General features: G+C 65.0%; 19 protein-coding genes and 1 tRNA gene. 13 read left to right on the top strand and 7 right to left on the bottom strand.

Going from position 1 to position 20,226, the window contains the following annotated elements; all coding sequences use genetic code 11:
- The first annotated feature begins 5 nt into the window (after window positions 1–5).
- The 6 genes from D2V07_RS12470 (at window position 6) to D2V07_RS12495 (ending at window position 8,745) form a co-directional block, all read left to right on the top strand.
- Window positions 6–1,160: an aminotransferase class I/II-fold pyridoxal phosphate-dependent enzyme gene (locus D2V07_RS12470; RefSeq protein WP_119587329.1), complete on the top strand. Its 1,155-nt coding sequence runs from the start codon at window positions 6–8 to the stop codon at window positions 1,158–1,160.
- Window positions 1,157–1,774 carry a dethiobiotin synthase gene (gene bioD / locus D2V07_RS12475; protein WP_119587452.1) on the top strand — a complete coding sequence of 206 codons (618 nt, stop codon included), beginning with the start codon at window positions 1,157–1,159 and terminating at the stop codon, window positions 1,772–1,774. The genes D2V07_RS12470 and bioD overlap by 4 nt, the downstream gene beginning before the upstream one ends.
- Window positions 1,771–3,036 (top strand): adenosylmethionine--8-amino-7-oxononanoate transaminase, encoded by a 1,266-nt coding sequence (locus D2V07_RS12480; protein ID WP_119587330.1) that lies wholly within the window; start codon window positions 1,771–1,773, stop codon window positions 3,034–3,036. Before bioD ends, D2V07_RS12480 begins: the two co-directional genes overlap by 4 nt.
- A 78-nt stretch (window positions 3,037–3,114) precedes the next feature.
- Complete coding sequence (locus D2V07_RS12485; RefSeq protein WP_119587332.1) at window positions 3,115–4,185, top strand: efflux RND transporter periplasmic adaptor subunit; 1,071 nt, start codon at window positions 3,115–3,117, stop codon at window positions 4,183–4,185.
- 10 nt (window positions 4,186–4,195) lie between these two features.
- The gene (locus D2V07_RS12490; RefSeq protein WP_119587333.1) at window positions 4,196–7,324 is read left to right on the top strand and encodes an efflux RND transporter permease subunit; all 3,129 of its coding nucleotides are present in this window, start codon (window positions 4,196–4,198) and stop codon (window positions 7,322–7,324) included.
- On the top strand, window positions 7,321–8,745 hold the full coding sequence (locus D2V07_RS12495) for an efflux transporter outer membrane subunit (RefSeq protein ID WP_119587335.1): 1,425 nt from the start codon (window positions 7,321–7,323) through the stop codon (window positions 8,743–8,745). Before D2V07_RS12490 ends, D2V07_RS12495 begins: the two co-directional genes overlap by 4 nt.
- Here the strand turns inward: D2V07_RS12495 and D2V07_RS12500 are convergent.
- From D2V07_RS12500 to D2V07_RS12515, 4 genes are all read right to left on the bottom strand, one after another.
- Window positions 8,717–8,790, bottom strand: a tRNA-Gln gene (locus D2V07_RS12500). The two genes, D2V07_RS12495 and D2V07_RS12500, sit on opposite strands and share 29 nt — an antisense overlap.
- 71 nt (window positions 8,791–8,861) lie before the next feature.
- A complete protein-coding gene (locus D2V07_RS12505) occupies window positions 8,862–9,290 on the bottom strand; it encodes a DUF2147 domain-containing protein (RefSeq protein WP_158586831.1) in 429 nt (142 codons plus the stop codon).
- 50 nt (window positions 9,291–9,340) lie between these two features.
- Complete coding sequence (locus D2V07_RS12510) at window positions 9,341–10,327, bottom strand: radical SAM protein (RefSeq protein WP_119587337.1); 987 nt, start codon at window positions 10,325–10,327, stop codon at window positions 9,341–9,343.
- Entirely contained in the window at window positions 10,327–11,742 is a 1,416-nt protein-coding gene (locus D2V07_RS12515) for a dihydrolipoyl dehydrogenase family protein (RefSeq protein ID WP_119587338.1), read from the bottom strand. The genes D2V07_RS12510 and D2V07_RS12515 overlap by 1 nt, the downstream gene beginning before the upstream one ends.
- Window positions 11,743–11,831: 89 nt before the next feature.
- Here D2V07_RS12515 and D2V07_RS12520 point away from each other — a divergent pair, with 89 nt between their 5' ends.
- A complete protein-coding gene (locus D2V07_RS12520) occupies window positions 11,832–12,881 on the top strand; it encodes a methyltransferase domain-containing protein (protein WP_119587339.1) in 1,050 nt (349 codons plus the stop codon).
- A complete protein-coding gene (locus D2V07_RS12525; RefSeq protein WP_119587340.1) occupies window positions 12,875–13,924 on the top strand; it encodes an SDR family oxidoreductase in 1,050 nt (349 codons plus the stop codon). The genes D2V07_RS12520 and D2V07_RS12525 overlap by 7 nt, the downstream gene beginning before the upstream one ends.
- On the opposite strand, the gene D2V07_RS12530 is transcribed toward D2V07_RS12525, so the two are convergent.
- Window positions 13,884–14,606, bottom strand: coding sequence for a glycosyltransferase (locus D2V07_RS12530; RefSeq protein WP_119587342.1), 723 nt, complete (start codon window positions 14,604–14,606; stop codon window positions 13,884–13,886). The genes D2V07_RS12525 and D2V07_RS12530 overlap by 41 nt on opposite strands.
- On the bottom strand, window positions 14,603–15,238 hold the full coding sequence (locus tag D2V07_RS12535; protein WP_233548390.1) for a TIGR04282 family arsenosugar biosynthesis glycosyltransferase: 636 nt from the start codon (window positions 15,236–15,238) through the stop codon (window positions 14,603–14,605). The genes D2V07_RS12530 and D2V07_RS12535 overlap by 4 nt, the downstream gene beginning before the upstream one ends.
- Between D2V07_RS12535 and D2V07_RS12540 the strand changes: the two genes are divergently transcribed.
- The 3 genes from D2V07_RS12540 to D2V07_RS12550 all read left to right on the top strand — a co-directional run bounded on the left by D2V07_RS12540 (window position 15,237) and on the right by D2V07_RS12550 (window position 17,994).
- Window positions 15,237–16,046, top strand: a complete 810-nt coding sequence (locus tag D2V07_RS12540) for a sterol desaturase family protein (protein ID WP_119587345.1) — start codon at window positions 15,237–15,239, stop codon at window positions 16,044–16,046. The genes D2V07_RS12535 and D2V07_RS12540 overlap by 2 nt on opposite strands.
- Window positions 16,047–16,264: 218 nt before the next feature.
- A complete protein-coding gene (locus D2V07_RS12545; protein ID WP_233548391.1) occupies window positions 16,265–17,323 on the top strand; it encodes a Ppx/GppA phosphatase family protein in 1,059 nt (352 codons plus the stop codon).
- Window positions 17,323–17,994: an RlmE family RNA methyltransferase gene (locus D2V07_RS12550; protein ID WP_119587347.1), complete on the top strand. Its 672-nt coding sequence runs from the start codon at window positions 17,323–17,325 to the stop codon at window positions 17,992–17,994. Before D2V07_RS12545 ends, D2V07_RS12550 begins: the two co-directional genes overlap by 1 nt.
- A gap of 35 nt (window positions 17,995–18,029) precedes the next feature.
- Here D2V07_RS12550 and D2V07_RS12555 read toward each other — a convergent pair whose 3' ends face one another.
- Window positions 18,030–18,701 (bottom strand): c-type cytochrome, encoded by a 672-nt coding sequence (locus D2V07_RS12555; RefSeq protein ID WP_119587348.1) that lies wholly within the window; start codon window positions 18,699–18,701, stop codon window positions 18,030–18,032.
- 119 nt (window positions 18,702–18,820) lie between these two features.
- Between D2V07_RS12555 and D2V07_RS12560 the strand changes: the two genes are divergently transcribed.
- Together D2V07_RS12560 and D2V07_RS12565 are read left to right on the top strand one after the other, a co-directional pair.
- A complete protein-coding gene (locus D2V07_RS12560; RefSeq protein ID WP_119587349.1) occupies window positions 18,821–19,717 on the top strand; it encodes a prephenate dehydratase in 897 nt (298 codons plus the stop codon).
- The gene (locus D2V07_RS12565; RefSeq protein WP_119587350.1) at window positions 19,717–20,196 is read left to right on the top strand and encodes a GNAT family N-acetyltransferase; all 480 of its coding nucleotides are present in this window, start codon (window positions 19,717–19,719) and stop codon (window positions 20,194–20,196) included. The genes D2V07_RS12560 and D2V07_RS12565 overlap by 1 nt, the downstream gene beginning before the upstream one ends.
- The last annotated feature ends 30 nt before the right edge of the window (window positions 20,197–20,226 follow it).

Consider the following 20,226-nt stretch of genomic DNA (forward strand, 5'->3'; position numbering starts at 1 on the left):
CGGCAATGCTCGACCATATCCGCCATTCGCTCGAGGTGATCGCAGCGAAGCACCGCACGCGGGTGCTGCGCGCGGTGGAGATGCGTGGGCAGGGCCGACTGGTACGCGATGGGCGCGAACTGCTCGACTTTTCCAGCAACGATTACCTCGGCCTGTCGCAGCACCCGCTGCTGGTGGAGCGGTCTGCCAACTACGTGCGCCAGCACGGCGCGGGCGCGGGCGCATCGCGGCTGATTACCGGCACCAGCGCGCTGCATCTGGCCGTCGAAGAGAAAGTGGCCGCTTTCAAAGGCACCGAAACTGCGCTGCTTTTCGCCACCGGCTGGCAGGCCAATGCCGCCGCCATTCCGGCCCTGGCGAAAGCGGCAAGAGGCACCGTGATCTTCGCGGACAAGCTGGTGCACAATTCTATCCACGCCGGTTTGCGCAGCTCGAATGCCACGGTGCTGTTCTACGATCACAACGATTACGACCATCTGCATGCGCTGCTGCAGGAGCACGGCAACGCGCCCGCGCGCATGATCATCACCGAAAGCGTGTTCAGCATGGACGGCGACAGGGCAGACCTGCCGCGCCTGAATGCGCTCGCCACCCAGCATGATGCGATGCTCTACGTCGACGAGGCCCACGCCACGGGCGTTCTGGGCAGGCGCGGTGCGGGCCTGACGGCTGATGCACCGGGAGCGCAGATCGTGATGGGCACCTTCAGCAAGGCGCTGGGCGGCTTTGGCGCCTACATCGCCTGCCCCGCGGTAGTGCGCGAATACCTCGTCAACATGTGTGCCGGGCTGATCTTCACCACCGCGCCGCCCCCCGCCATGCTGGGCGCGATGGACGCCGCGCTGGACCTGGTGCGGGACATGGACGCAGAGCGCGCGCACCTGGCGGCGATGGGTGAGCGGCTGCGCGAGGGCTTGCAGGATTTGGGCTACGATACGCTCGGCTCGACGACGCAGATCATACCCCTCGTGGTGGGCGCGGAAGCCGACGCGCTGGCGCTGGGCGAGCACCTGCTGGATCGCGGCATAGCCGCCCTGCCCATTCGCCCGCCAACCGTGCCCAAGGGCACCAGCCGCATCCGTTTCGCCCTCCGCTCCACGCTGGGCGAAGACCATATAGCGCAGGTTCTGGAAGCAGTCTCCTCATGGACAAAGGCATGATCCGCACCATCGTTACCGGCACCGATACCGATGTTGGCAAGACCGTGTTCGCTGCCGGTCTCTCGCAGGCGTTGAAGGCAAGTTACTGGAAGCCCGCGCAGGCCGGGCTGGATGGCGAGACGGACAGCCAGGCCGTTGCCCGCCTAGCGCCCGAAGCGCGGGTTCTGCCCGAGGCCTATCGCCTGAACACGCCCTGCTCTCCGCACGAGGCGGCGCGGGTGGACGGGGTGGCGATCGACGACGCGGCATTGTCGCTGCCGCAGGTCGATGGTCCGCTGGTGGTGGAAGGGGCAGGCGGTGTGCTGGTGCCTTACCGTGAGGACCTGCTGGCGGCAGACCTCTTCGCGAAGTGGAACCTGCCCGCCATCGTCGTTGCCCGCACGGCGCTGGGGACCATCAGCCACACATTGCTTTCCATAGAAGCCCTGCGGGCACGCGATATCGCAGTTACGGGCGTCGCCTTCATGGGTGACGCGGAACCCGTGGCGGAAGGGGCCATCACTCGCATTGGTCAGGTCGCGCACCTCGGCCGCCTGCCGCGCCTCGATCCGCTCGACGCAGGCACGCTGGCCGCCGCCTTTGCCGCGAACATCCGAATGGACCTGCTGGCATGAGCAGAAGTCCTGTCTGGCACCCGTTCCATCAGCACGGCCTGCACGAGGACATCCCGCTCGTCACCCATGCCGACGGGGCCGTGCTGCACACGGCCGATGGCAGGCGGGTGATCGACGCCATTTCCAGCTGGTGGGTGACGACGCACGGCCACAACCACCCGCGCATCATGGCTGCGGTTCGGGAGCAGACGGAGAAGCTGGACCAGCTGATCTTTGCCGGCTGGACGCACGAGCCTGCCGAAACACTGGCCCGCGCGCTGGTGGACCTGATGCCGGACGGTTTGGACCACGTTTTCTACTCCGACAGCGGCTCTACCGCCGTCGAAGTCGCGCTGAAGATGGCGCTGGGCTACTGGCACAACCGGGGGGAGCCAAGGCACCGCATTCTGGTGCTGGAACACAGCTATCACGGCGATACCATCGGAGCGATGAGCGTGGGCGCACGCGGCGTGTTCAACTGCGCCTACGCCCCGCTGCTGTTCGACGTGGGCACGGTTCCGTTTCCCGCCGCCGAACCGCAGCTCAGCCTCGAAGCGCTGGAATCGGCCTGCAGGGCGAGCGACGTTGCCGCCTTTATCGTCGAGCCGCTGCTACTGGGCGCGGGCGGGATGCTCACCTATCCGCCCGACGTGCTGACCGAAATGCGCGCCATCTGCGCGCGCCACGGCGTGCTGTTCATCGCCGACGAAGTGATGACCGGCTGGGGCCGTACCGGCACGCTGCTGGCCTGCGAACAGGCGGGCGTCACGCCGGATATCCTGTGCCTTGCCAAGGGGCTGACAGGCGGGTCCATGCCGCTTGCCGTTACCATGGCGACAGCGCCGATATTCGATGCCCATTATTCGGCGGACCGTTCGAAACTGTTCTTCCACTCCTCCAGCTTCACGGCAAACCCCATCGCCTGCGCTGCCGCTGTCGCCAACGTGCAGATGTGGCAGGACGAGCCCGTTCTGAAACGCATCGCCACCTTGGCAGAGAGGCTGGGCGCCGTGCTGGAGAACCTCTCTTCACGGCCCGACGTTGTGAACCCGCGCCAGTGCGGCACCATGATCGCCTTCGACGTCGATGTGGGCGTTGACACCGGCTACCTCGCCGAAATCGGCCCCAGAATGCGCGCACACTTCTTTGCCAACGATGTGCTGATCCGCCCGCTGGGCAACACGGTCTACGCCATGCCGCCGTATTCGATCTCCCAAGCCGATATCGACACAGTGGAACAAGTCATGGCATCCGCCATCGATACCTGCGCAAGCCAGCCCTGAAGTTCTAAAGCGCCGCGAGCGTAACAGGGCCCAAAGCATGGCTTTAACTGGCGGAGATATCGTCTAGAACCTGCGCCAATGACCTTTCGCAAAACCTGTTTGTTGGCGGCACTCGCGCTTCTATCGGCCTGTTCCGGGGAAGAGGAGCGCCCCGACGACGAGCCAGTGACTGTTGTTGCCGACAATCCCGTGATGCTGGCCGAACAGTTGCAGGTGGAAGCGGTCGGTTCCGCGCGCGCCGCGACATCTGCCGATCTCTATCCGGAAACCGCAGGCCGTGTGGAAGCGGTTCGCTTTTCCGCCGGCGATTATGTGCGACGCGGCCAGCCGCTGCTGGTGCTCGACAGCCGTCAGCAGCGCCTCGCGGTGGAACTGGCGCAAGTGCAGGTGCAGGAAGCCTCGCAACTGCTCGCCCGCTATCGCCGGATCGAGGATACCGGCGCCATATCCGACAGTCAGATCGAGGCGGGCGAGACCGCCCTCGCCTCTGCCCGGGTAGGATTGCAGCAGGCGCAGGAATCCCTGGCCGACCGCACGGTGCGCGCACCCTTCAGCGGGCACATCGGCCTGACCGAGATCGACATCGGCGACCGGGTCGGCCCTGACACGCTGATCGCCCAGCTTGACCAGCGCAGCACGCTCTATGTCGATTTCCCTGCGCCCGAAGCGGCCTTCTCGCGCCTGACGCCGGGCACGGTGGTGGAACTCACCCCGTTCTCAGACCAGAGCCGCACGGTCGAGGCGCGCATCGTTACCGTCGACAGCACCATTGCCAGCGACCAGCGCACCTTCACGGTTCGCACGGCCATCGACAATTCGGACGACAGCCTGCGTCCCGGCATGAGCTTCCGGGTGCGCTTTTCGGGCTCCGGCGTGGTGCGACCCGCCGTGCCGGAAGAAGCCATCGTCTGGGGCGGAGAGGGTTCGTACCTGTGGCAGGTCGTGAACCGCGAGGCGCGCCGCGTGCCGCTCACCATCGCGTCGCGCCGCGATGGCATGGCGCTGGTCGATGCGGCCATCGATGAAGATGACGTGGTGATCGTTGAGGGCGTGCAGAAAGTACGCGAAGGCCAGGCCGTCGAGTTGGTGCAGCCGCTGGTCGAAGACGCGCAGGCAGTAGAACTTCGCGAAGATGCGGCCAGCGAATGAAGATTGACGAATGAAGGCCGACGTCAACGACCTGCCCCTGCTGGCGGTAAAGCGACCTTTGCTGATTGGCGTGCTCAACCTGCTGATCGTGCTGGCTGGCGTGGCCGCCTATTTCGGGGTCGAGGTGCGCGAGCTGCCCGATGTCGACCGGCCTATCGTTACCGTGTCCGCCACCCTGCCCGGCGCCGCGCCCGAAACGATGGACGCGGAAGTCACCAGCATCCTGGAAAACGCCGTGGCGCGCGTCAGCGGCGTGCGCGAGATCCGTTCGTCCAGCGAGGAGAACAACACCCGCATCCGCGTTGAGTTCAATCCCGGTACCGAGCTCGATTCCGTCTCCGCCGACGTGCGCGAGGCGGTTTCGCGCGTGTCGCGCGAACTGCCCGACCGGGTGGAGCAGGTGCGGGTAGTGAAGGCCGACAGCGATGCCCAGTCGATCCTGACGCTGGCGGTATCCAGCCGCGCTCACGATTCCTCCGAACTGACCCAGATCGTGCAGAACGATATCATCCCCGAACTCCTGACGGCGGAAGGCGTCGCCAGTATCGAGGAATTCGGTTCGCGCGAGCGGCAACTGCGCGTGGCCATCGATCCGCAGCGCCTCAACCGTTTCGGCCTGACGATTTCGGATGTTGCCGCCGCGCTGGAGCGGGCGCCGTTCGATGTGCCCGTGGGCAGTTTCCGCAGCGATGCGCAGGAATTGATCGTGCGGGCAGAGGCGAATGCCGCCAATCCCGAGCAGGTGAAGGACGTCGTAATCAGCGGTAACACCCGCGTGGGCGATGTCGCCGAAGCCTATTTCGCCCCTGCCGATGCCACCAACTTCGTGCGCCTGAACGGCGAGGAAGTCGTGGGCCTCGGCGTGATCAGGCAAGCGGGTTCCAACACCATCGAGATTTCCGACGCAGTGAATGCTTCTGTGCGGGAAGTGAACCAGAGGTTCGCCGATATCGATATCCGGGTGATCACCGACGAGGCGGAGTTCATCCAGACCTCGGTCACCGAAGTGCTCATCACGCTGGGGTTCACCATTCTCGTGGTCGTGCTGACGATGTTGCTGTTCTTCGGCGCGCTTGGCCCGACCATCATTCCCAGCACGACCATCCCCGTCGCGCTGATGGGGGTGATCGCGGGCATCTGGCTGATGGGTTTCTCCGTCAACCTGCTCACCCTGCTGGCGCTGGTGCTGGCGACGGGCCTGATCGTGGACGATGCCATCGTGGTGCTGGAAAATGCCCAGCGGTTGCAGAACAAGGGCTTTGGCAAGCGCGCTGCGGCGGTACTGGGCACGCGGCAGGTGTTCTTCGCGGTGGTGGCGACCACTGCGGTGCTGGTATCGGTTTTCGTGCCGATATCTTTCCTCCCCTCTCAGGCCGGACGGCTGTTCCGCGAATTCGGTTTCGTGCTGGCGCTGGCGGTAATTCTGTCTTCTTTCGTCGCGCTGTCTTTGGTCCCCGCGCTTGCCGCACGCATTGACCTGACCGGAAAGGACGATGGCGAGGAGGGGCGTCTCCACGCTTTCCGCGAACGGACAAACGCCTTGGGCGGGCGTCTGCGCGACCGCTATTCGCGCGGCCTGCATCGTTGCCTTGGCCGCCCGTGGCTGACACTGGGCCTGTCCGTGGTGGCTGCCGTGGGTGCAGGGCTGCTCTATACCGGGCTGGAGAACGAGCTGGTGCCCGACGAGGATCGCGGCTCCCTGCGCATCTGGGCGAGCGGCCCTGACGGGGTGGGGCTGGATTTCATGGACCGCGAGCTGGACGAGATCGAGGCCGTGCTCGATCCGCTTGTGGAGGACGGGGTGATCACGTCCACGCTCTCCATCGTCGGACGTTACGATCCCAATCTTATCGAGGTGAGCGCCGAGCTTTCCGACTGGGGCGAACGCGACCAGACCCAGACCGAGGTGGTCGAGGAACTGCGCGAACCGCTGTCTAAGATCCCGGGATCGCGCGTGAACCCCAGCGGGCGCGGCACCTTAAGCTTTGGCGGAGGCGGCAACGATGCGGTGGAGGTGGCACTCACCGGCGCGGAATACGATGGCATCTACGTGTCCGCCCGCGCGCTGGCAGACGCGATCGATGCGCAGTCGGATATCCTGTCGAACCCCGAGATTTCCTATCAACCCACCCAGCCGCAGATATCCTTGCAGATCGACCGCCGCAGCGCGGCAGATGTAGGCGTCGATCTCGATGATCTCTCGCTAACCCTGCGCGCCATGGTGGCAGGGGACGAGGTGGCCGATCTCAACGTGGGGGACCAGTCGATCCCGATCTACCTCACCGCCGAAACGGTCTCGATCAACAACCCGGAAGACCTGCGTAACCTGTATGTGCGAGGCAGAGACGGGCTGGTGCCCCTGTCCAGCGTCACCACCATCGTGGAGCAGGGGATCGCCGCCGAGCTCGATCGCACCGAGCAGCGCCGCGCCATAGAGGTGGAGGCATCCATCGCTCCCGGCGTGCCCCTGGCCGACGCAGTGGCGGAAATGGAGCGCCTCGCCAGCGAGACCGTTGCCGACGATGTCGACCTGCTGCTGCAGGGCGAGGCGCAATCGCTGGAGGAGACCGGCAACGACCTGCTGCTGACCTACCTGTTCGCGCTGGTCATCGTTCTGCTGGTGCTGGTCGCCCAGTTCGAGAGCATCACCAGTGCGCTGGTGGTGATGCTGACCGTGCCCTTCGCCCTTGCCGCCGCCGTGTTCGCGCTGTTCGTGTCTGGCACCTCGCTCAACATCTATTCGCAGATCGGCCTCGTCATGCTGATCGGCCTGATGGCGAAGAACGGCATCCTGATCGTGGAATTTGCCGACCAGCTGCGACAACAGGGGCGTGACCTGCGCGAAGCGATAGAAGAAGCTGCGACCATTCGCCTGCGCCCGATTGCCATGACGCTGGTTTCCACGGTGGTCGGCGCGTTGCCGCTGATCCTGGCGAGCGGCGCGGGTGCGGAAGCGCGCCAGTCGATCGGCTGGGTGATTTTCGGCGGCCTGGGCATAGCAGCGGTGTTCACCCTGTTCCTGACGCCGGTGCTGTACATGGGGCTGGCCCGTTTCGGTAATCCGCGCAGCGTCGACCTGCAGCGGGTGCGCGAGGAAATCGACAGCGCGGACGAAGCAGAGGCTCTGTCGGTGTCATGATGCGTCGTGTGCTGATCCCGATCTCCGGCGCGCTGGCACTGTCCGCCTGCGCCACCACCACCGTGCCCCAGGCGCCGGGCCCCGCCGATGTCGCCATGCCGGGGCAATTTGCCGCAGATTACCGTCCGCCGCTCGACACCGATGGCAACTGGTGGGAAGGCTTCGGAGACCCGCGGCTCGACGAACTGGTGGAACGGGCCCTTGCCGCCAATCTCGATATCGCCACGACCCGGGAACGTCTGGCCTCTTCCCGGGCGCTGCTGAGGGCAGCACGCGGTGATCGCCTGCCCTCTGTCGACGGTGTGGCCGATGTCGGTATCGACGCTACGTCAAACGATATCGGGGTCACGCTCTCACCGGGCGCGGTGGCGCTGTTCGATCCGGATATCTCCGGACGGCTTTCGGCGCAGATAGAGGCGGCAGCAGCGCGTGTTGCCGCCGCCGAATACCTGGTGGCAGACCGCGAGCGACTGGTCGCAGCGGAAGTTGCCCAGCAATATATCGAACTGCGCCGCACGGGAGAGCGCCTGCTGCTGCTGCGCGAATCCACGCGGCTGCAGGAACAGACGCTGCGCATCGTCACCTTGCGATTCGAGGCAGGCCTTTCTGCCAATCTCGACGTGCGCCGCGCCGCCGCCGACCTGGCGCAGACGCGCGCGCAGAGCGGGCTGCTGGAACTGCAACGGGCGCGCGCCGCGCATGCCTTGGCGGTGCTGACCGGCGATGTGCCGCGCCAGGCTCCGCCGGTGGATCAGGAATCGGGCAGCGTTCCCGCCTTTACTGCCGGCCCCGCCCTCGGCGTGCCCGCAGACCTGCTGCGTCGTCGCCCCGACCTGCTGGTGGCGGAAGCCGACCTGATGGAGGCGGCCGCGAACGTCGGCATAGAGCGCGCGGACCTGCGGCCTTCCCTCACTATCTCTGGCCAAGTGCTGCTGGGAGACGGCAGCTTCGGCGGGATCGTGTCCGACTTTCTCGGCAGCCTGGGCGCGGCGCTGGATCTGCCGATGTTCGATGGCGGGCGTAGGCGCGCAGAGATTAATGCCGCGCAGTACGAATTGCAGGCCCGCTTCCTCGAATACCGGCAGGGTGTGCTGGGCGTGATGGGGGAGGTGGAGAATGCGCTGGTCGCGATCGAGGCCTATTCCAACCGCAACGCCGATCTGGAGCAGGCAATCACCGAAAGCGAGCGCGCGTTCGAACAGTCCAACGCGCTTTACCGCGAGGGGCTGGCAAGCCTGTTCGATGTCCTCGATTCGCAGCGCCAGCTCATCAGCAGCCGCCAGGCGCTGATCGACAGCGAAGCGGCACTGGCCGCCTCGTTCGTCGATCTCTACGCGGCCGTGGGCATGCCCTCGGCAGCCAGCCGCACAGTTCGAGTCGATGTGGAAGGAATGGATGCCCCGCAAGGATTCGAACCTTGATTGACGGAGTCAGAGTCCGCTCTCTTACCGTTAGAGGACGGGGCATCAGAGAGGCGCGCCATTAACGCTGCCTCCGGATTCGGTCAACCCCAGTATCGGCTCAAGTATCGGCTCATCTAGTTGGCTTCAGGCCAGACGCGGGTGCGGCAGAACAGGGTGACGCAACCCTTTACCTCCAGCGATCCGTTGGCGCGGCGGCGCACTTCGGTGCGGTAGGTGTCACCGTCTTCGGGATTGTATACCTCGCCGCGCCATGCGCCATCATCCCAGCGCAGGTTCTGCAGGATCGTGATGCCGAGGATGGGGCGGTCCCGCAGGGCCGGATCGTCGTTATGCCTGTCGCGGTTCGATTCGCCCGGCTTGTTCTTGATGATCCGGGTGATCTCTCCGCAGCGCGCACTGCCGCAGGGGCCAACGGTAATCTCCGTATAGCCACCCGAATCGACGTAGGTGCCATCGATATTGCTCTGCGCGGCGGCGGGGGTGGCGAACAGCGCGATGGCGGCGAATGGGGCGGCGAAGGGAGCGAGTTTTTTCAAGGTCATGCTTACCAATACGCACGAACGGCGTGAATGGCTCATGAGTCCCGTGTAATTCAGGCCGAACAGCTGGCCCCGCCCAGCACGCAGAAGCGCGCGCAGTGGGGATGGTTCAGCGGCACGTCCCGGTCCGCCTCTGCCACCGTATCTCCCAGGTCGAAACCGCGATCGTAGGGCAGCAGGGTGCAGGCAACCACGCGCGGGGCAGGCTCCCCCTTGCGATGCACCACCATGCGCTGCGTGGCGCACATCACATCGTCGGGCGACTTGCCCAGAATGTCCCAGCAGCCGGTGGTGATCTCGGCGATGTCGGCCTCGTCGTCCATCTCGGGAAACAGCACCAGACGCGAGGGATCGAGGCTGTCGATGGCTATCCCTTCACGCTCGAACAGCAGGCGATAGGCGTTGCGGGCCTGCTCCTGCGTTTCGCCCGCCATGCTGCGCCCGGCAGCGGCGAGAGAGAAACCATTGTCGGAAAGCCAGCGCATCCCGTCCAGCATCGGCGCCCAGCTGCCGGGTCCGCGCTCCGCCTGGTGAACGGCCTTCGTGTGATGGTCGATGGAGACGCGGATGGTCAGCTTGTCGCCGTAGGTTTCGCGCAATCGCAGCAGTTCCGCCTCGTGACGGCGCATGGGCTTCATCGCGTTCGACAGCACCAGCACCTCGTGCCGGCGCGACAGGGCGCGTTCGATCATGGCGATGATCTCCGGGTTCATGAACGGCTCGCCGCCCGTGAAGCCGATTTCGCGCACGCCGCGCTCGGCAACCTCGTCGAGGAAGCGCGCGACATGGTCAGCCGCCATGTAGATCAGTGCATCGTTGGTCGGGCTGCTCTCAATATAACAGTTGGCGCAGGCGAGGTTGCACAGCGTGCCGGTGGCGAACCACAGGGTATCGAGCTGCGTCAGGCCAACGCTGGCGCGCGGCTCTCCCTTGGCGGTCACCTGCGGATCGGTGAACTTGGCGGGCGGCAGGCGCTCTCCCGCCACGGTGAAGGGCGATGCGCCCGCTGGCGCGTTTCTCGTTTTCGCTCGCGATGCCATCAGAATGCGCGCCTCAGCCTTGCCAGCAGGGAAACCCATTTCTTAGGCCACTTGCCGAACACGGTCGGCTCCCACGCCTTGAATGCAGCCGCTTTCACAATCTCTGCACGGGTGGGGTAGGAGATGATCGCGCCGCCCACGTCGAAAGTGCCGCTCTTGCCGGTAATCATCTGTGTGAACGGCAGCAGCAGTTCGCCCGCATTAATCCCGCAGATGGAGGCGCCCACCACTTTCTTGCCTTTGAGCATCACCTTGAGGTGGCCCTTATCGAGCCCTTCCGCAATGGCGCGTTCGTTGTGGTCGAAATGTTCGGTCACCACGGTCAGCTTGTCGCCGAATTTCTCGCGTGCCTCGCTTTCGGTCATGCCGATCTGCGCCACTTCAGGCTCTGTGTAGGTGCACCAGGGCAGTGCCCGCCAGTCCACCTTTGCAGGCAGACCGAGCGCGATTTCCAGCACCACGTTCGATCCCTCGTAACCGGAGACATGGGTGAGGCGCGGCCCGTCGCGACAATCGCCGATGGCATAAATGTGCTTGAGGCTGGTGCGGCGGCGCTCGTCGACCTTGATACCGTTGCGTGCCAATTCGATGCCGAGCTGTTCCAGCCCATAGCCAGTGGTGCGCGCTTTGCGCCCCACGGCCAGCAGCAGGTGGGAGCCGGTAATGTCTTCCCCGTCGTCGGTGGTGAGGATGATTGCGCCCTCCCCGCCCGAAACCTTCGCGGCCTTCCCTTCGACGAAGCGCACGCCCTCGGCTTCCATCATGGCTTTCACCACGGCCACGCTGTCACGGTCGTCGCGCTGCATCAGTTCGCCCGACTCGATCACGGTCACCTCGCTGCCGAGGCGGCGGAAGGCCTGCGCCATCTCCATGCCGATCACCCCGCCCCCGATGATGACGAGGTGTTCGGGCTGCTCGGTCAGGTCGAACAAATTCTCGTTGGTGAGGTACGGCACATCGGCCAGCCCCTCCACATCGGGCACCAGCGGGCCGGAGCCGGTGGCGATCACGATGCGCGGCGCGGTGAGCGTGCGGCCGCCGACCTCGACGCTTTTCGACCCGGTCAGCTTTGCCCAGTCCAGGATGACTTCGCATCCCATTTCCTCGAACCGTTCAGGGGAATCGTGCGGCTCGATATGGGCGATGGCATCGTGGATGTGCCTGTGAACGCCGCTCCATTCGACGCGCGGGGCGGCCAGCTGCACACCGGCGCGCTTTTCCTCGCGCGCTTCGGCGGCGCGTTTTGCCGCAGCGATCAGCGCCTTGGACGGGACGCAGCCGTTGTTTAGGCATTCGCCGCCCATCTTGTGGCCCTCGATCAGCGCCACCTTCAGTCCGAACAGGCCGCAACCACCTGCCGCGGTAAGACCGGCGGCCCCGCCACCGATCACGATCACGTCATGCGTGTAATCCAAGGAAATTCCCTTCACGTAACCAATTCAGGATGGCCGACGAACACCAACTCGTCCATGCATCCTTTCGGTCCCGAAGGAGAATCAGTTTCATGAACCTCGAAAATTCGCAGAACTATTACGGCAAGGTTCTGGAAGGTTCGTCCGACCTGCGCACCGATGCGTGCTGCACTTTCGAAATGCCATCCCCCAGCGTGCGTGAAGCGCTGCGCAATGTCCACGAGGAGGTGAAGGCCCGCTATTACGGCTGCGGTCTCGTGGTGCCGCAGGCGCTGGAAGGATGCCGGGTGCTCGACCTTGGATCGGGCAGCGGACAGGATGCCTACCTGCTGGCGCAACTGGTCGGGCCCAAAGGCTCCGTCACCGGCGTAGACGCCACGCCAGAACAGCTTGCCGTGGCGAACCAGCATAAGGACTGGCACGCCGAACGCTTCGGCTATGCCAATGTCGATTTCGTGGAAGGCGATATCGAGAAGTTGGACCAGCTGGGGCTGGAGCCGGAAAGCTTTGACGTGATCGTTTCCAATTGCGTCATCAACCTGGTCGCCGACAAGGAGGCCGTGTTCCGCGCGGCGCACAAGCTGCTGAAACCCGGCGGCGAAATCTATTTCTCCGACGTCTATGCCGACAAGCGCGTGCCCCGGCACCTGCTGGACGATCCGGTCCTGCACGGCGAATGCCTGTCTGGCGCGCTTTACTGGGGCGATTTCGACAGGATCGCCAAGGCCGCAGGTTTCGCCGATCCCCGCCTCGTCACCGATCGCCCACTCGGCATCAACGATGCCGAGGCGGCAGAGAAGCTGGCAGGCATCAGTTTCGTCTCCGCCACCTATCGTCTGTTCAAGCTGGATGCGCTGGAACCGCAGTGCGAGGATTATGGCCAGGCGGTGATCTACCAGGGCACCATTCCCGAACATGGCAAGGTGTTCGATCTCGATGCCCACCACGCCATAGAGGCAGGCCGCGTCTTCCCCGTGTGCGGCAACACGTGGATGATGCTGTGCGACACGCGCTTCGCGCCGCATTTCGACTTCATCGGCAATTTCTCTCGTCATTACGGCGTGTTTCCGGGCTGCGGCACCGCAGTTCCGTTCGGGCAATCGGACGCGAACCCGGCCAAGTCGGATGCAGCCTGTTGCTAAAGGTTCTGGTTACCGGTGCCGCCGGCCTGATCGGCGGAGAGGTCTGCGCCCGCCTTGTGAATCGAGGCGCGCAGGTAACTGCCCTCGTGCGCAAGACCCGCGAGGTGCGCGGCAACGACGGCGAGCCGGTTGATGGGCTGGAGATCGTGCCCGGAGATGTCACCGCGCCCATGATCGGGCTGGACCCGGCAGCGCACGATATCGACCTTGTCATCCACTGCGCCGCGAGCCTCGAATTCGATGCGCCGCGTGACGTGCTGGCGGCAGTGAATATCGAAGGTACGCGAAACGCATTGGACTTCGCCAATGCGACCGGGGCGGGCTTCATTCACGTCAGTACCGCCTACGTGTGCGGTACGCGCGAGGGGCCGATTGCCGAAGGGCCGGTCCCTGCCGATACGCAGTTCACCAACAATTACGAGGAAAGCAAGGCGCTGGCCGAAGCGGTGGTGGCGCAAAGCGGGGTGCCGTTCGCCGTGGCGCGCCCCTCCATCGTGCTAGGCGATTACGAAAGCGGCGCGATCCGCGACTTCCCCTCGCTCTGCAATGTGTTCCGCCTGATGGCGCGCGGAAAGGTGGGCGTATTCCCGGCGCTCGAGAATTCCACGCTCAACCTCGTCCCCCTATGCCACGTGGCAGAGGGCATCGCGCGGCTGGCGGAGCGGTTCGAGGAAGCGCAGGGCGGCTATTTCCACCTTGTGACGAATAGCCCCCTGCCCGCTGCCGAACTGGCGCGTGGTGTCTCGCGGGTCGATCATTTTCCCGATCCGCGCATCGTCGATTCTGCCGGGTTCGATCCAGAAGAACTGCGCCCGGCAGAGCGGCTCTTGCTGGAGCGGATGATGGCGACGTTCGGCGCCTATTTCGTTCGCGATCCGCGGTTTCTGGATGACAGGTTCCGCGCCGTGACGGATCTGGAATGCCCGGCGACGGACGACGCGTGGCTGGATCGCCTGATCGCTTACGGCATGGCCAGGGGATACCTCCCCAGCAAAGGTCGGACTAGCGAACGTCGGGGTAGTGCCGCTCAAGCCTCTGCCTAGCGCCCATGGCCCAGAGGAAGCCCACTTTCAGGTAGATCCAGTTTGCCTTCAGGCCGCCCCACTCGGCAATGCGCCTGTCCGATGTCTCGATCATGCGCGGCACCAGACGCACCCGGCCCAGCTCGGTCATGCGGATGCACAGGTCCGCTTCCTCCATCACCTTGGCCGCAGGGTCGCAGCCCCCGCTGGCGAGAAAGTCCTCGCGGCGGAAGAACATCGCGTGATCTCCGAACAGCAGGCGCCCTCCCCTGAAGAAGAGCGAGGGCCGGAAAAGGAGCGGTGCGTACCACGTCTTGGCCCAGTTGTGCGCGGTGGTGCCCCAGTGGGTTTTCTCGCCCCTTATAATCGGCGTAAAGCCGGCCAGCGCGGTCTTCCGGTCCGCCAGCACGGCCTCGATCACGCTCACCATGTCGACAGGCGGCACGGTGTCCGCATGCAGCACGCAGACATTCGTCGCGCTCGCCGCCGCCACACCTGCGTTGATCTGCGCGCCGCGACCGCGTTCGGTCTCGATCACCCGCCAGCCAGCCTCTCGTGCCAATCGGGCGGTATCGTCTTCGCTGCCGCCGTCCACCAGCAGGACTTCGGCAGGCCGGGGATCGAGCCGCGCAATGTCGGCGATCAGCTTGGGAAGCGCCTTTTCCTCGTTAAGGGTGGGCACCAGCAGGCAGGTGTCGCTCATGGCAAAAGTTCCGGCCACCGCTCCAGGTCCTCGGGCCGGTCGCAATCGCCCAGTTCTTCAAGCAATCGGTAGGCGATGCCAAATCCGTCCAGCCGCCGCTGCGTTTCGCCAAGCACGGCATCGGTGCCCCATGGCATATCGTTCAACAGGGCAGGCACAGGCTGCGTGAAGCCGAGCAGGTAATAGCCCCCGTCGCTGGCCGGGCCGATCACCACCGGCACGTCCTCCAGCGCTTGCGCCGCTGCGCGCAGGTGCTTGGCCGAAAGGCCCGGAATATCGGCACCCAGCAGGATCGCCGGGGCCTCCACCCGCGCCAGCCGCGCGCCAAGGTCGCCATCGCCCTGCTCGACCAGCGGCACATCGTCGCCAAGCCATGTGCGAAATTCTGCCGCGGGGGCGCCCGTGTAATGGACGGCGAAGGGCAGGCCGCTCTGCCGCATGGTTGCCAGCGTGCGCTCCACCAGTTGGCGGTGCACCAGCGCTGCGCCTTCGTCACCCAGCAATGGGGAGAGCCGCGTCTTGGCCTCGCCAGCGCGCGGGTATTTCGCGAAAAGGGCTATTGTCGGCGTGGTCATGACGCCCGCCTCTAACCGCTGGACGCGCAGGAAGCGAACAGTCAGTGTGCGGGGCATGGCTTCCCGACTCGCCAGACTTGCCGGCCTTACCGTGGCAGGCGCCGCCGTGGGCACGCTGCTGCTGGCAGAGCGCGCCCGCCCGCTGCGCCAGCGCACCCGCGCGCAGGTGCCGCGCATCATCCGCAATGCCGCGATGGGCGCGGCGTGCCAGGCAGTAATCATGGCCAGCGAGGCCCCGATCACACAGGCTATCGCGCAGGAAAACAAGCGCCGGGGGCGCGGGCTGCAACACCTGATCGGCGGCTGGCCCGGGCGCGTGGCGGCCTTCCTGCTGATGGATTACACCTATTACCTGTGGCACGTTGCCACGCACAAGGTGCCGTTCCTGTGGCGCTTTCACCGGGTGCACCACGTCGATCCCGATCTCGACACCAGCACCGCTGTGCGTTTCCACGCGGCAGACATGCTAGTGTCCACTCCCATGCGGATACTCCAGGTGCGCCTTTCCGGTGCCGATCCGCAAACGCACAATATCTGGCGCGGCTTCTTTTTCGGCTCCGTACTGTTCCACCATTCCAACCTGCGCCTGCCCAAAGGCGTGGACGAAGCGCTCAGCACCCTCTTAACAACGCCCCGCATGCACGGCATCCATCACAGCCAGAAGCTGGACGAGATGGATTCGAACTGGAGCAGCGGCATCAGCATCTGGGACCGGCTGCACGGCACGTTCCGCGACGATGTGCCCCAGCACAACATTCGCATCGGCGTGGACGATCCTGCGGCGCAGCGCGACATTGCCCTCCTCCCTGCGCTCGAAGCGCCTTTCACGGGCCTCACCCATCGCACCGACCCCGCGACGCCCTAGGGCGCGCGACTTGTGCCCCCTGCCCGCTTGGTATAGCCTGTAACCAGGTTCCGCCTGCGTGGGCGGTTGATAGAATAGATGAAAGATTACGAGTTATGGCGGATATCAATCCGCCGGATCGACGCGAAAAGGCCACGAACAGGGCGCCAAAGGGGGAAACAGGGCGCCGCAGACAAGCAAATGGCCAAAACAGCAGTTCCGGCGATCATAACGGCAGGATGCAGCGGGAATCCCGCGAATGGCGCCGCCCTCCTCACAAGAGCTACAAGCAGGCCTATGCCGCTATCGATCTTGGCACCAACAACTGCCGCCTGCTGATCGCCCGCCCCAATGAAGAAAACTTCGTGGTGATCGACGCGTTCAGCCGCGTGGTGCGGCTGGGCGAAGGGCTGGCACAGACCGGAGAGTTGTCCGATCGGGCCATGGACAGGGCGCTGGGTGCGCTGAAGGTCTGCGCGGAGAAGCTGCGCCGTCGCAACGTCCACCTGGCCCGCTCGGTCGCGACCGAGGCATGCCGCCGCGCCACCAATGGAGAGGCCTTCATAGACCGGGTGCGCGAAGAAACCGGCATCGTGCTCGATATCATCAGCGCGCAGGAAGAAGCGCGCCTCGCCGTGCTGGGTTGCCATATCCTGCTGGAAGACGGCATCGGCCCGGCAGTCATTTTCGATATCGGCGGCGGCTCCACCGAACTGGTGCTGATAGAGCCGGGCGCGCCGGTACCGCGCATTCTCGACTGGCAGAGTGTGCCTTGGGGCGTCGTCTCCCTGTCGGAGACGGTGGGAGACGAACCGGACGACGACGAAGGCCGCCTGGCGCGCTATACCAGGATGAAGCAGCTCGTTCTCGACAGTTTCGCCGAGTTTGCCGAACGTATCGAAGCGCACAAGGCGCCCGACCAACGCCTGCTGGGCACCAGTGGCACGGTGACGACGCTGGCCAGTGTCCATCTTGGCCTGCCGCAATACGATCGCAAGGCCGTGGACGGGCTGATCGTCCCATCGGATTCGATGCGCGATATCTCGCAGCGTCTCTCGGGCATGTCCCCGCAAGAACGCAGCCAGCTCGACTGCATCGGTTCGGACCGGGCCGATCTGGTGGTGGCCGGCTGCGCCATTCTGGAAGCGATCCTGGAAATTTGGCCGGCAGAACGGCTCGGCGTTGCGGATCGCGGCATTCGCGAGGGCATCTTGCGCAGCCTGATGGCAGCCGATGCGGAAGGAATGGAAGCGCAGGCCGCACTGCGCCGTCTCAAGCAGGCAGGATCGGCAAACTGATGGCACGCGCAGGACAGCAGGATTCGCAGCGACGGCTCAAAAGCGGGAAGAAGCGCAAGGCCAGCTCGCAGCGCTGGCTGGAGCGGCAATTGAACGACCCTTATGTGAAGCGCGCGAAGGAAGAGGATTACCGCAGCCGCGCGGCCTTCAAGCTGACCGAACTGGACGACAGGTTTGGCTTGGTGAAGGGCGCCCGGCGCGTGGTCGACCTGGGCATTGCGCCGGGTGGCTGGGCGCAAGTCGTGCGCCGCCGTGCGCCCAAGGCCGCCATTGTCGGTATCGACCTGCTGGAAACCGAACCGATCGATGGCGTGACGATCTTCCAGATGGACTTCATGGATGATGCCGCCCCCGCCGCGCTGACGGAGGCGCTCGACGGCGCGCCCGATCTCGTCATGTCGGACATGGCGGCCAATACCGTGGGACACAAGCAGACCGACCATCTGCGCACCATGGCGCTGGTGGAGGCAGCGGCGTGGTTCGCGGTGGAGGTGCTGGACAAGGGCGGCGCATTTGTCGCCAAGGGGTTTGCCGGGGGCACCGACAAGGACCTGCTGGACCTGCTGAAGAAGCACTTCAAGACTGTCAAACACGCCAAGCCACCCGCCAGCCGCAAGGGCTCCAGCGAGTGGTACGTCGTGGCTCAGGATTTCAAGGGGCGCAGCGAGTAACGCGCAGACGCGTCACCCGGCGACCGGCGATTTGATCAATCGCCGGTGTTCACCACTGTCGTGTCTTCCGAAACAGGCTGTTCGGAGCCCATCGCGCCGGCAGCTTCTGCCGGATCGACGGGAGCGCCCTCGGTCTGGCCGGGGCCCTCGCCAGCGCCGTCAAGCTCGCCTTCGACGTCCACTTCCTCTGCCGTCGGCTCCGGCAGGGCAGGACCGCCGCCGTTTTCGCGCAGGTACAGGATCACGTTGGCGCGATCTTCCGCGCTGGATAGGCCGGCAAAGCTCATCTTCGTGCCGTTGGCGAAAGCGCGCGGGCTGGTGAGCCAGGCATCCATGGCTTCGTAGTCCCAGGTGCCGCCCTTGCCGGACAGTGCGGAGGAATAGGCGAAACCGGGGGCATGCTCGCCAATACCGGTTCCCAGAACACCATAGAGGTTCGGCCCGATGCCGTTGGCTCCGCCCTGCGCGATCGAGTGACAGGCACTGCACTTGGCGAACACGCCTTCACCGGCGGCGGCAGAGCCACTGGCCAGCAGCGTGGCGAGATCGGGACCGGAGTCGGCGGCACCGCCTTCTTCCGCAGCTTCGATGACGTAGCCGTATTCCTCGACTTCGCTGGAGAACAGCTTATCGCTCACGGAGTTGAGGCCGAGGGCCACGATGCCGCTGGCAAGAACCCAGCCGAAGATGGTGTTGGTGTTGCTCATGTCGAATATTTCTGCCGGTTTGAAACTATGCGGTCGCGCTCTAGTGCGGCACGGCGCGGTTCGCAAGGGCGTATGCGCGCTTGTCGGCGGGGCGCGGTCTCGCTACCGGCAATTCCCCTATGGATTCGTATCCCGCCCCCGCGCTCGCAATGGTCGAGACAATGCACGCCGCCGCGGCGCAGGACCCGGACCGCGCCATCGCCTTCCAAGGTGCGCCGGGTGCCAACTCGCACCGTGCCATCAACGAATGGGATCCCCATGCCCTGCCGCTGCCCTGCTTCAGCTTTGCCGCCGCGATTGACGCGGTGGAGGAAGGGCGCGCCGCCTGCGCGATGATCCCCATCGAGAACTCGCAGGCTGGCCGCGTGGCGGATATCCATTTCCTGCTGCCCGAAAGCGGACTGTGCATCGTGGGCGAACATTTCCTGTCCATCGAGCATTCGCTGATGGCGACGGAGCCCGCAGGCCCGTTCAAGGGCGCTTTCAGCCATCCCCATGCGCTCAGCCAGTCGCGCCGTTACCTGCGCGACAGGGGCATCGTGCCACTTGCCCACGCCGATACCGCGGGGGCGGCTGCCCACGTTGCTGAACTGGCAGACCCCGAATTCGCCGCCATCGCACCCAATCTTGCCGCAGACCTCTACGGTCTGACAATCGTGGAAGAGAACGTGGAAGACGCGGCCGACAACACGACGCGGTTCGTGGTGCTGGCGCGCGAGGCGCTGGACCCTGCCACGCTGGATGGGCAGGAAACGATGACTACTTTCGTGTTCGAGGTGAAGAACATTCCTGCCGCCCTGTATAAGGCGATGGGCGGCTTTGCCACCAACGGCGTCAACATGACGAAGCTGGAAAGCTACCAGAAGGGCGCCAGTTTCGCGGCCACCATGTTCTACGCCGACATCATCGGCGCGCCGGGCAACCCGGCGGTGGACCGGGCGCTGGAGGAACTGGAATTTCACTGTAAGGGTGTGCGCATGTTCGGCACCTACCCGCTGGCACGGCAGCGCGGCTGATGGCGCGGCTTCCCCGAGAAGCCTTTGCCATCACGCCAGACCCGCTGGAAGCGCCAGACGTGCTTGCCTTGCTTGAGCGGCACCTTGCGGAAATGCATCGCTGTTCCCCCGCGTGCAAGGTCCATGCGCTGGATGCGACGCGGCTGAAGGAGCCGGGGGTCACATTCTTCGCCGCACGCCGCGATGGCGAACTGGCAGCGGTCGGCGCGCTGAAGAGGCTGGGTGACCGGCAGGGCGAGATCAAGTCGATGCGCGCCGCCGACGCCTATCGCGGCACAGGGGCAGGAGAGGCCATCCTGCTGCACCTTATCGACACGGCGCGCGCGCAAGGGCTTACATGGCTGGGCCTGGAGACCGGACAGCACGAAGTGTTCGAACCGGCCCACCGCCTCTACGCCAAGCACGGGTTTGCTCCGTGCGAGGCCTACGCCGACTACGTGATCGACGATTTCAGCATCTGCATGGGGCTGAGCCTCTAGCCGGACTGGCGCTGTCTGTTGCGGAAATGT

The sequence above is a fragment of the Aurantiacibacter zhengii genome (assembly GCF_003584125.1).
GTDB classification, from domain to species: domain Bacteria; phylum Pseudomonadota; class Alphaproteobacteria; order Sphingomonadales; family Sphingomonadaceae; genus Alteraurantiacibacter; species Alteraurantiacibacter zhengii.

What these genes read in the sequence shown, in the direction of transcription:
- D2V07_RS12470 (WP_119587329.1), top strand. Translation starts at nt 6, where the DNA reads ATGCTCGACCATATCCGCCATTCGCTCGAGGTGATCGCAGCGAAGCAC.
- bioD (WP_119587452.1), top strand. Translation starts at nt 1,157, where the DNA reads ATGATCCGCACCATCGTTACCGGCACCGATACCGATGTTGGCAAGACC.
- D2V07_RS12480 (WP_119587330.1), top strand. Translation starts at nt 1,771, where the DNA reads ATGAGCAGAAGTCCTGTCTGGCACCCGTTCCATCAGCACGGCCTGCAC.
- D2V07_RS12485 (WP_119587332.1), top strand. Translation starts at nt 3,115, where the DNA reads ATGACCTTTCGCAAAACCTGTTTGTTGGCGGCACTCGCGCTTCTATCG.
- D2V07_RS12490 (WP_119587333.1), top strand. Translation starts at nt 4,196, where the DNA reads ATGAAGGCCGACGTCAACGACCTGCCCCTGCTGGCGGTAAAGCGACCT.
- D2V07_RS12495 (WP_119587335.1), top strand. Translation starts at nt 7,321, where the DNA reads ATGATGCGTCGTGTGCTGATCCCGATCTCCGGCGCGCTGGCACTGTCC.
- D2V07_RS12505 (WP_158586831.1), bottom strand. Translation starts at nt 9,290, where the DNA reads ATGACCTTGAAAAAACTCGCTCCCTTCGCCGCCCCATTCGCCGCCATC.
- D2V07_RS12510 (WP_119587337.1), bottom strand. Translation starts at nt 10,327, where the DNA reads ATGGCATCGCGAGCGAAAACGAGAAACGCGCCAGCGGGCGCATCGCCC.
- D2V07_RS12520 (WP_119587339.1), top strand. Translation starts at nt 11,832, where the DNA reads ATGAACCTCGAAAATTCGCAGAACTATTACGGCAAGGTTCTGGAAGGT.
- D2V07_RS12530 (WP_119587342.1), bottom strand. Translation starts at nt 14,606, where the DNA reads ATGAGCGACACCTGCCTGCTGGTGCCCACCCTTAACGAGGAAAAGGCG.
- D2V07_RS12540 (WP_119587345.1), top strand. Translation starts at nt 15,237, where the DNA reads ATGGCTTCCCGACTCGCCAGACTTGCCGGCCTTACCGTGGCAGGCGCC.
- D2V07_RS12535 (WP_233548390.1), bottom strand. Translation starts at nt 15,238, where the DNA reads ATGCCCCGCACACTGACTGTTCGCTTCCTGCGCGTCCAGCGGTTAGAG.
- D2V07_RS12545 (WP_233548391.1), top strand. Translation starts at nt 16,265, where the DNA reads ATGCAGCGGGAATCCCGCGAATGGCGCCGCCCTCCTCACAAGAGCTAC.
- D2V07_RS12550 (WP_119587347.1), top strand. Translation starts at nt 17,323, where the DNA reads ATGGCACGCGCAGGACAGCAGGATTCGCAGCGACGGCTCAAAAGCGGG.
- D2V07_RS12555 (WP_119587348.1), bottom strand. Translation starts at nt 18,701, where the DNA reads ATGAGCAACACCAACACCATCTTCGGCTGGGTTCTTGCCAGCGGCATC.
- D2V07_RS12560 (WP_119587349.1), top strand. Translation starts at nt 18,821, where the DNA reads ATGGATTCGTATCCCGCCCCCGCGCTCGCAATGGTCGAGACAATGCAC.
- D2V07_RS12565 (WP_119587350.1), top strand. Translation starts at nt 19,717, where the DNA reads ATGGCGCGGCTTCCCCGAGAAGCCTTTGCCATCACGCCAGACCCGCTG.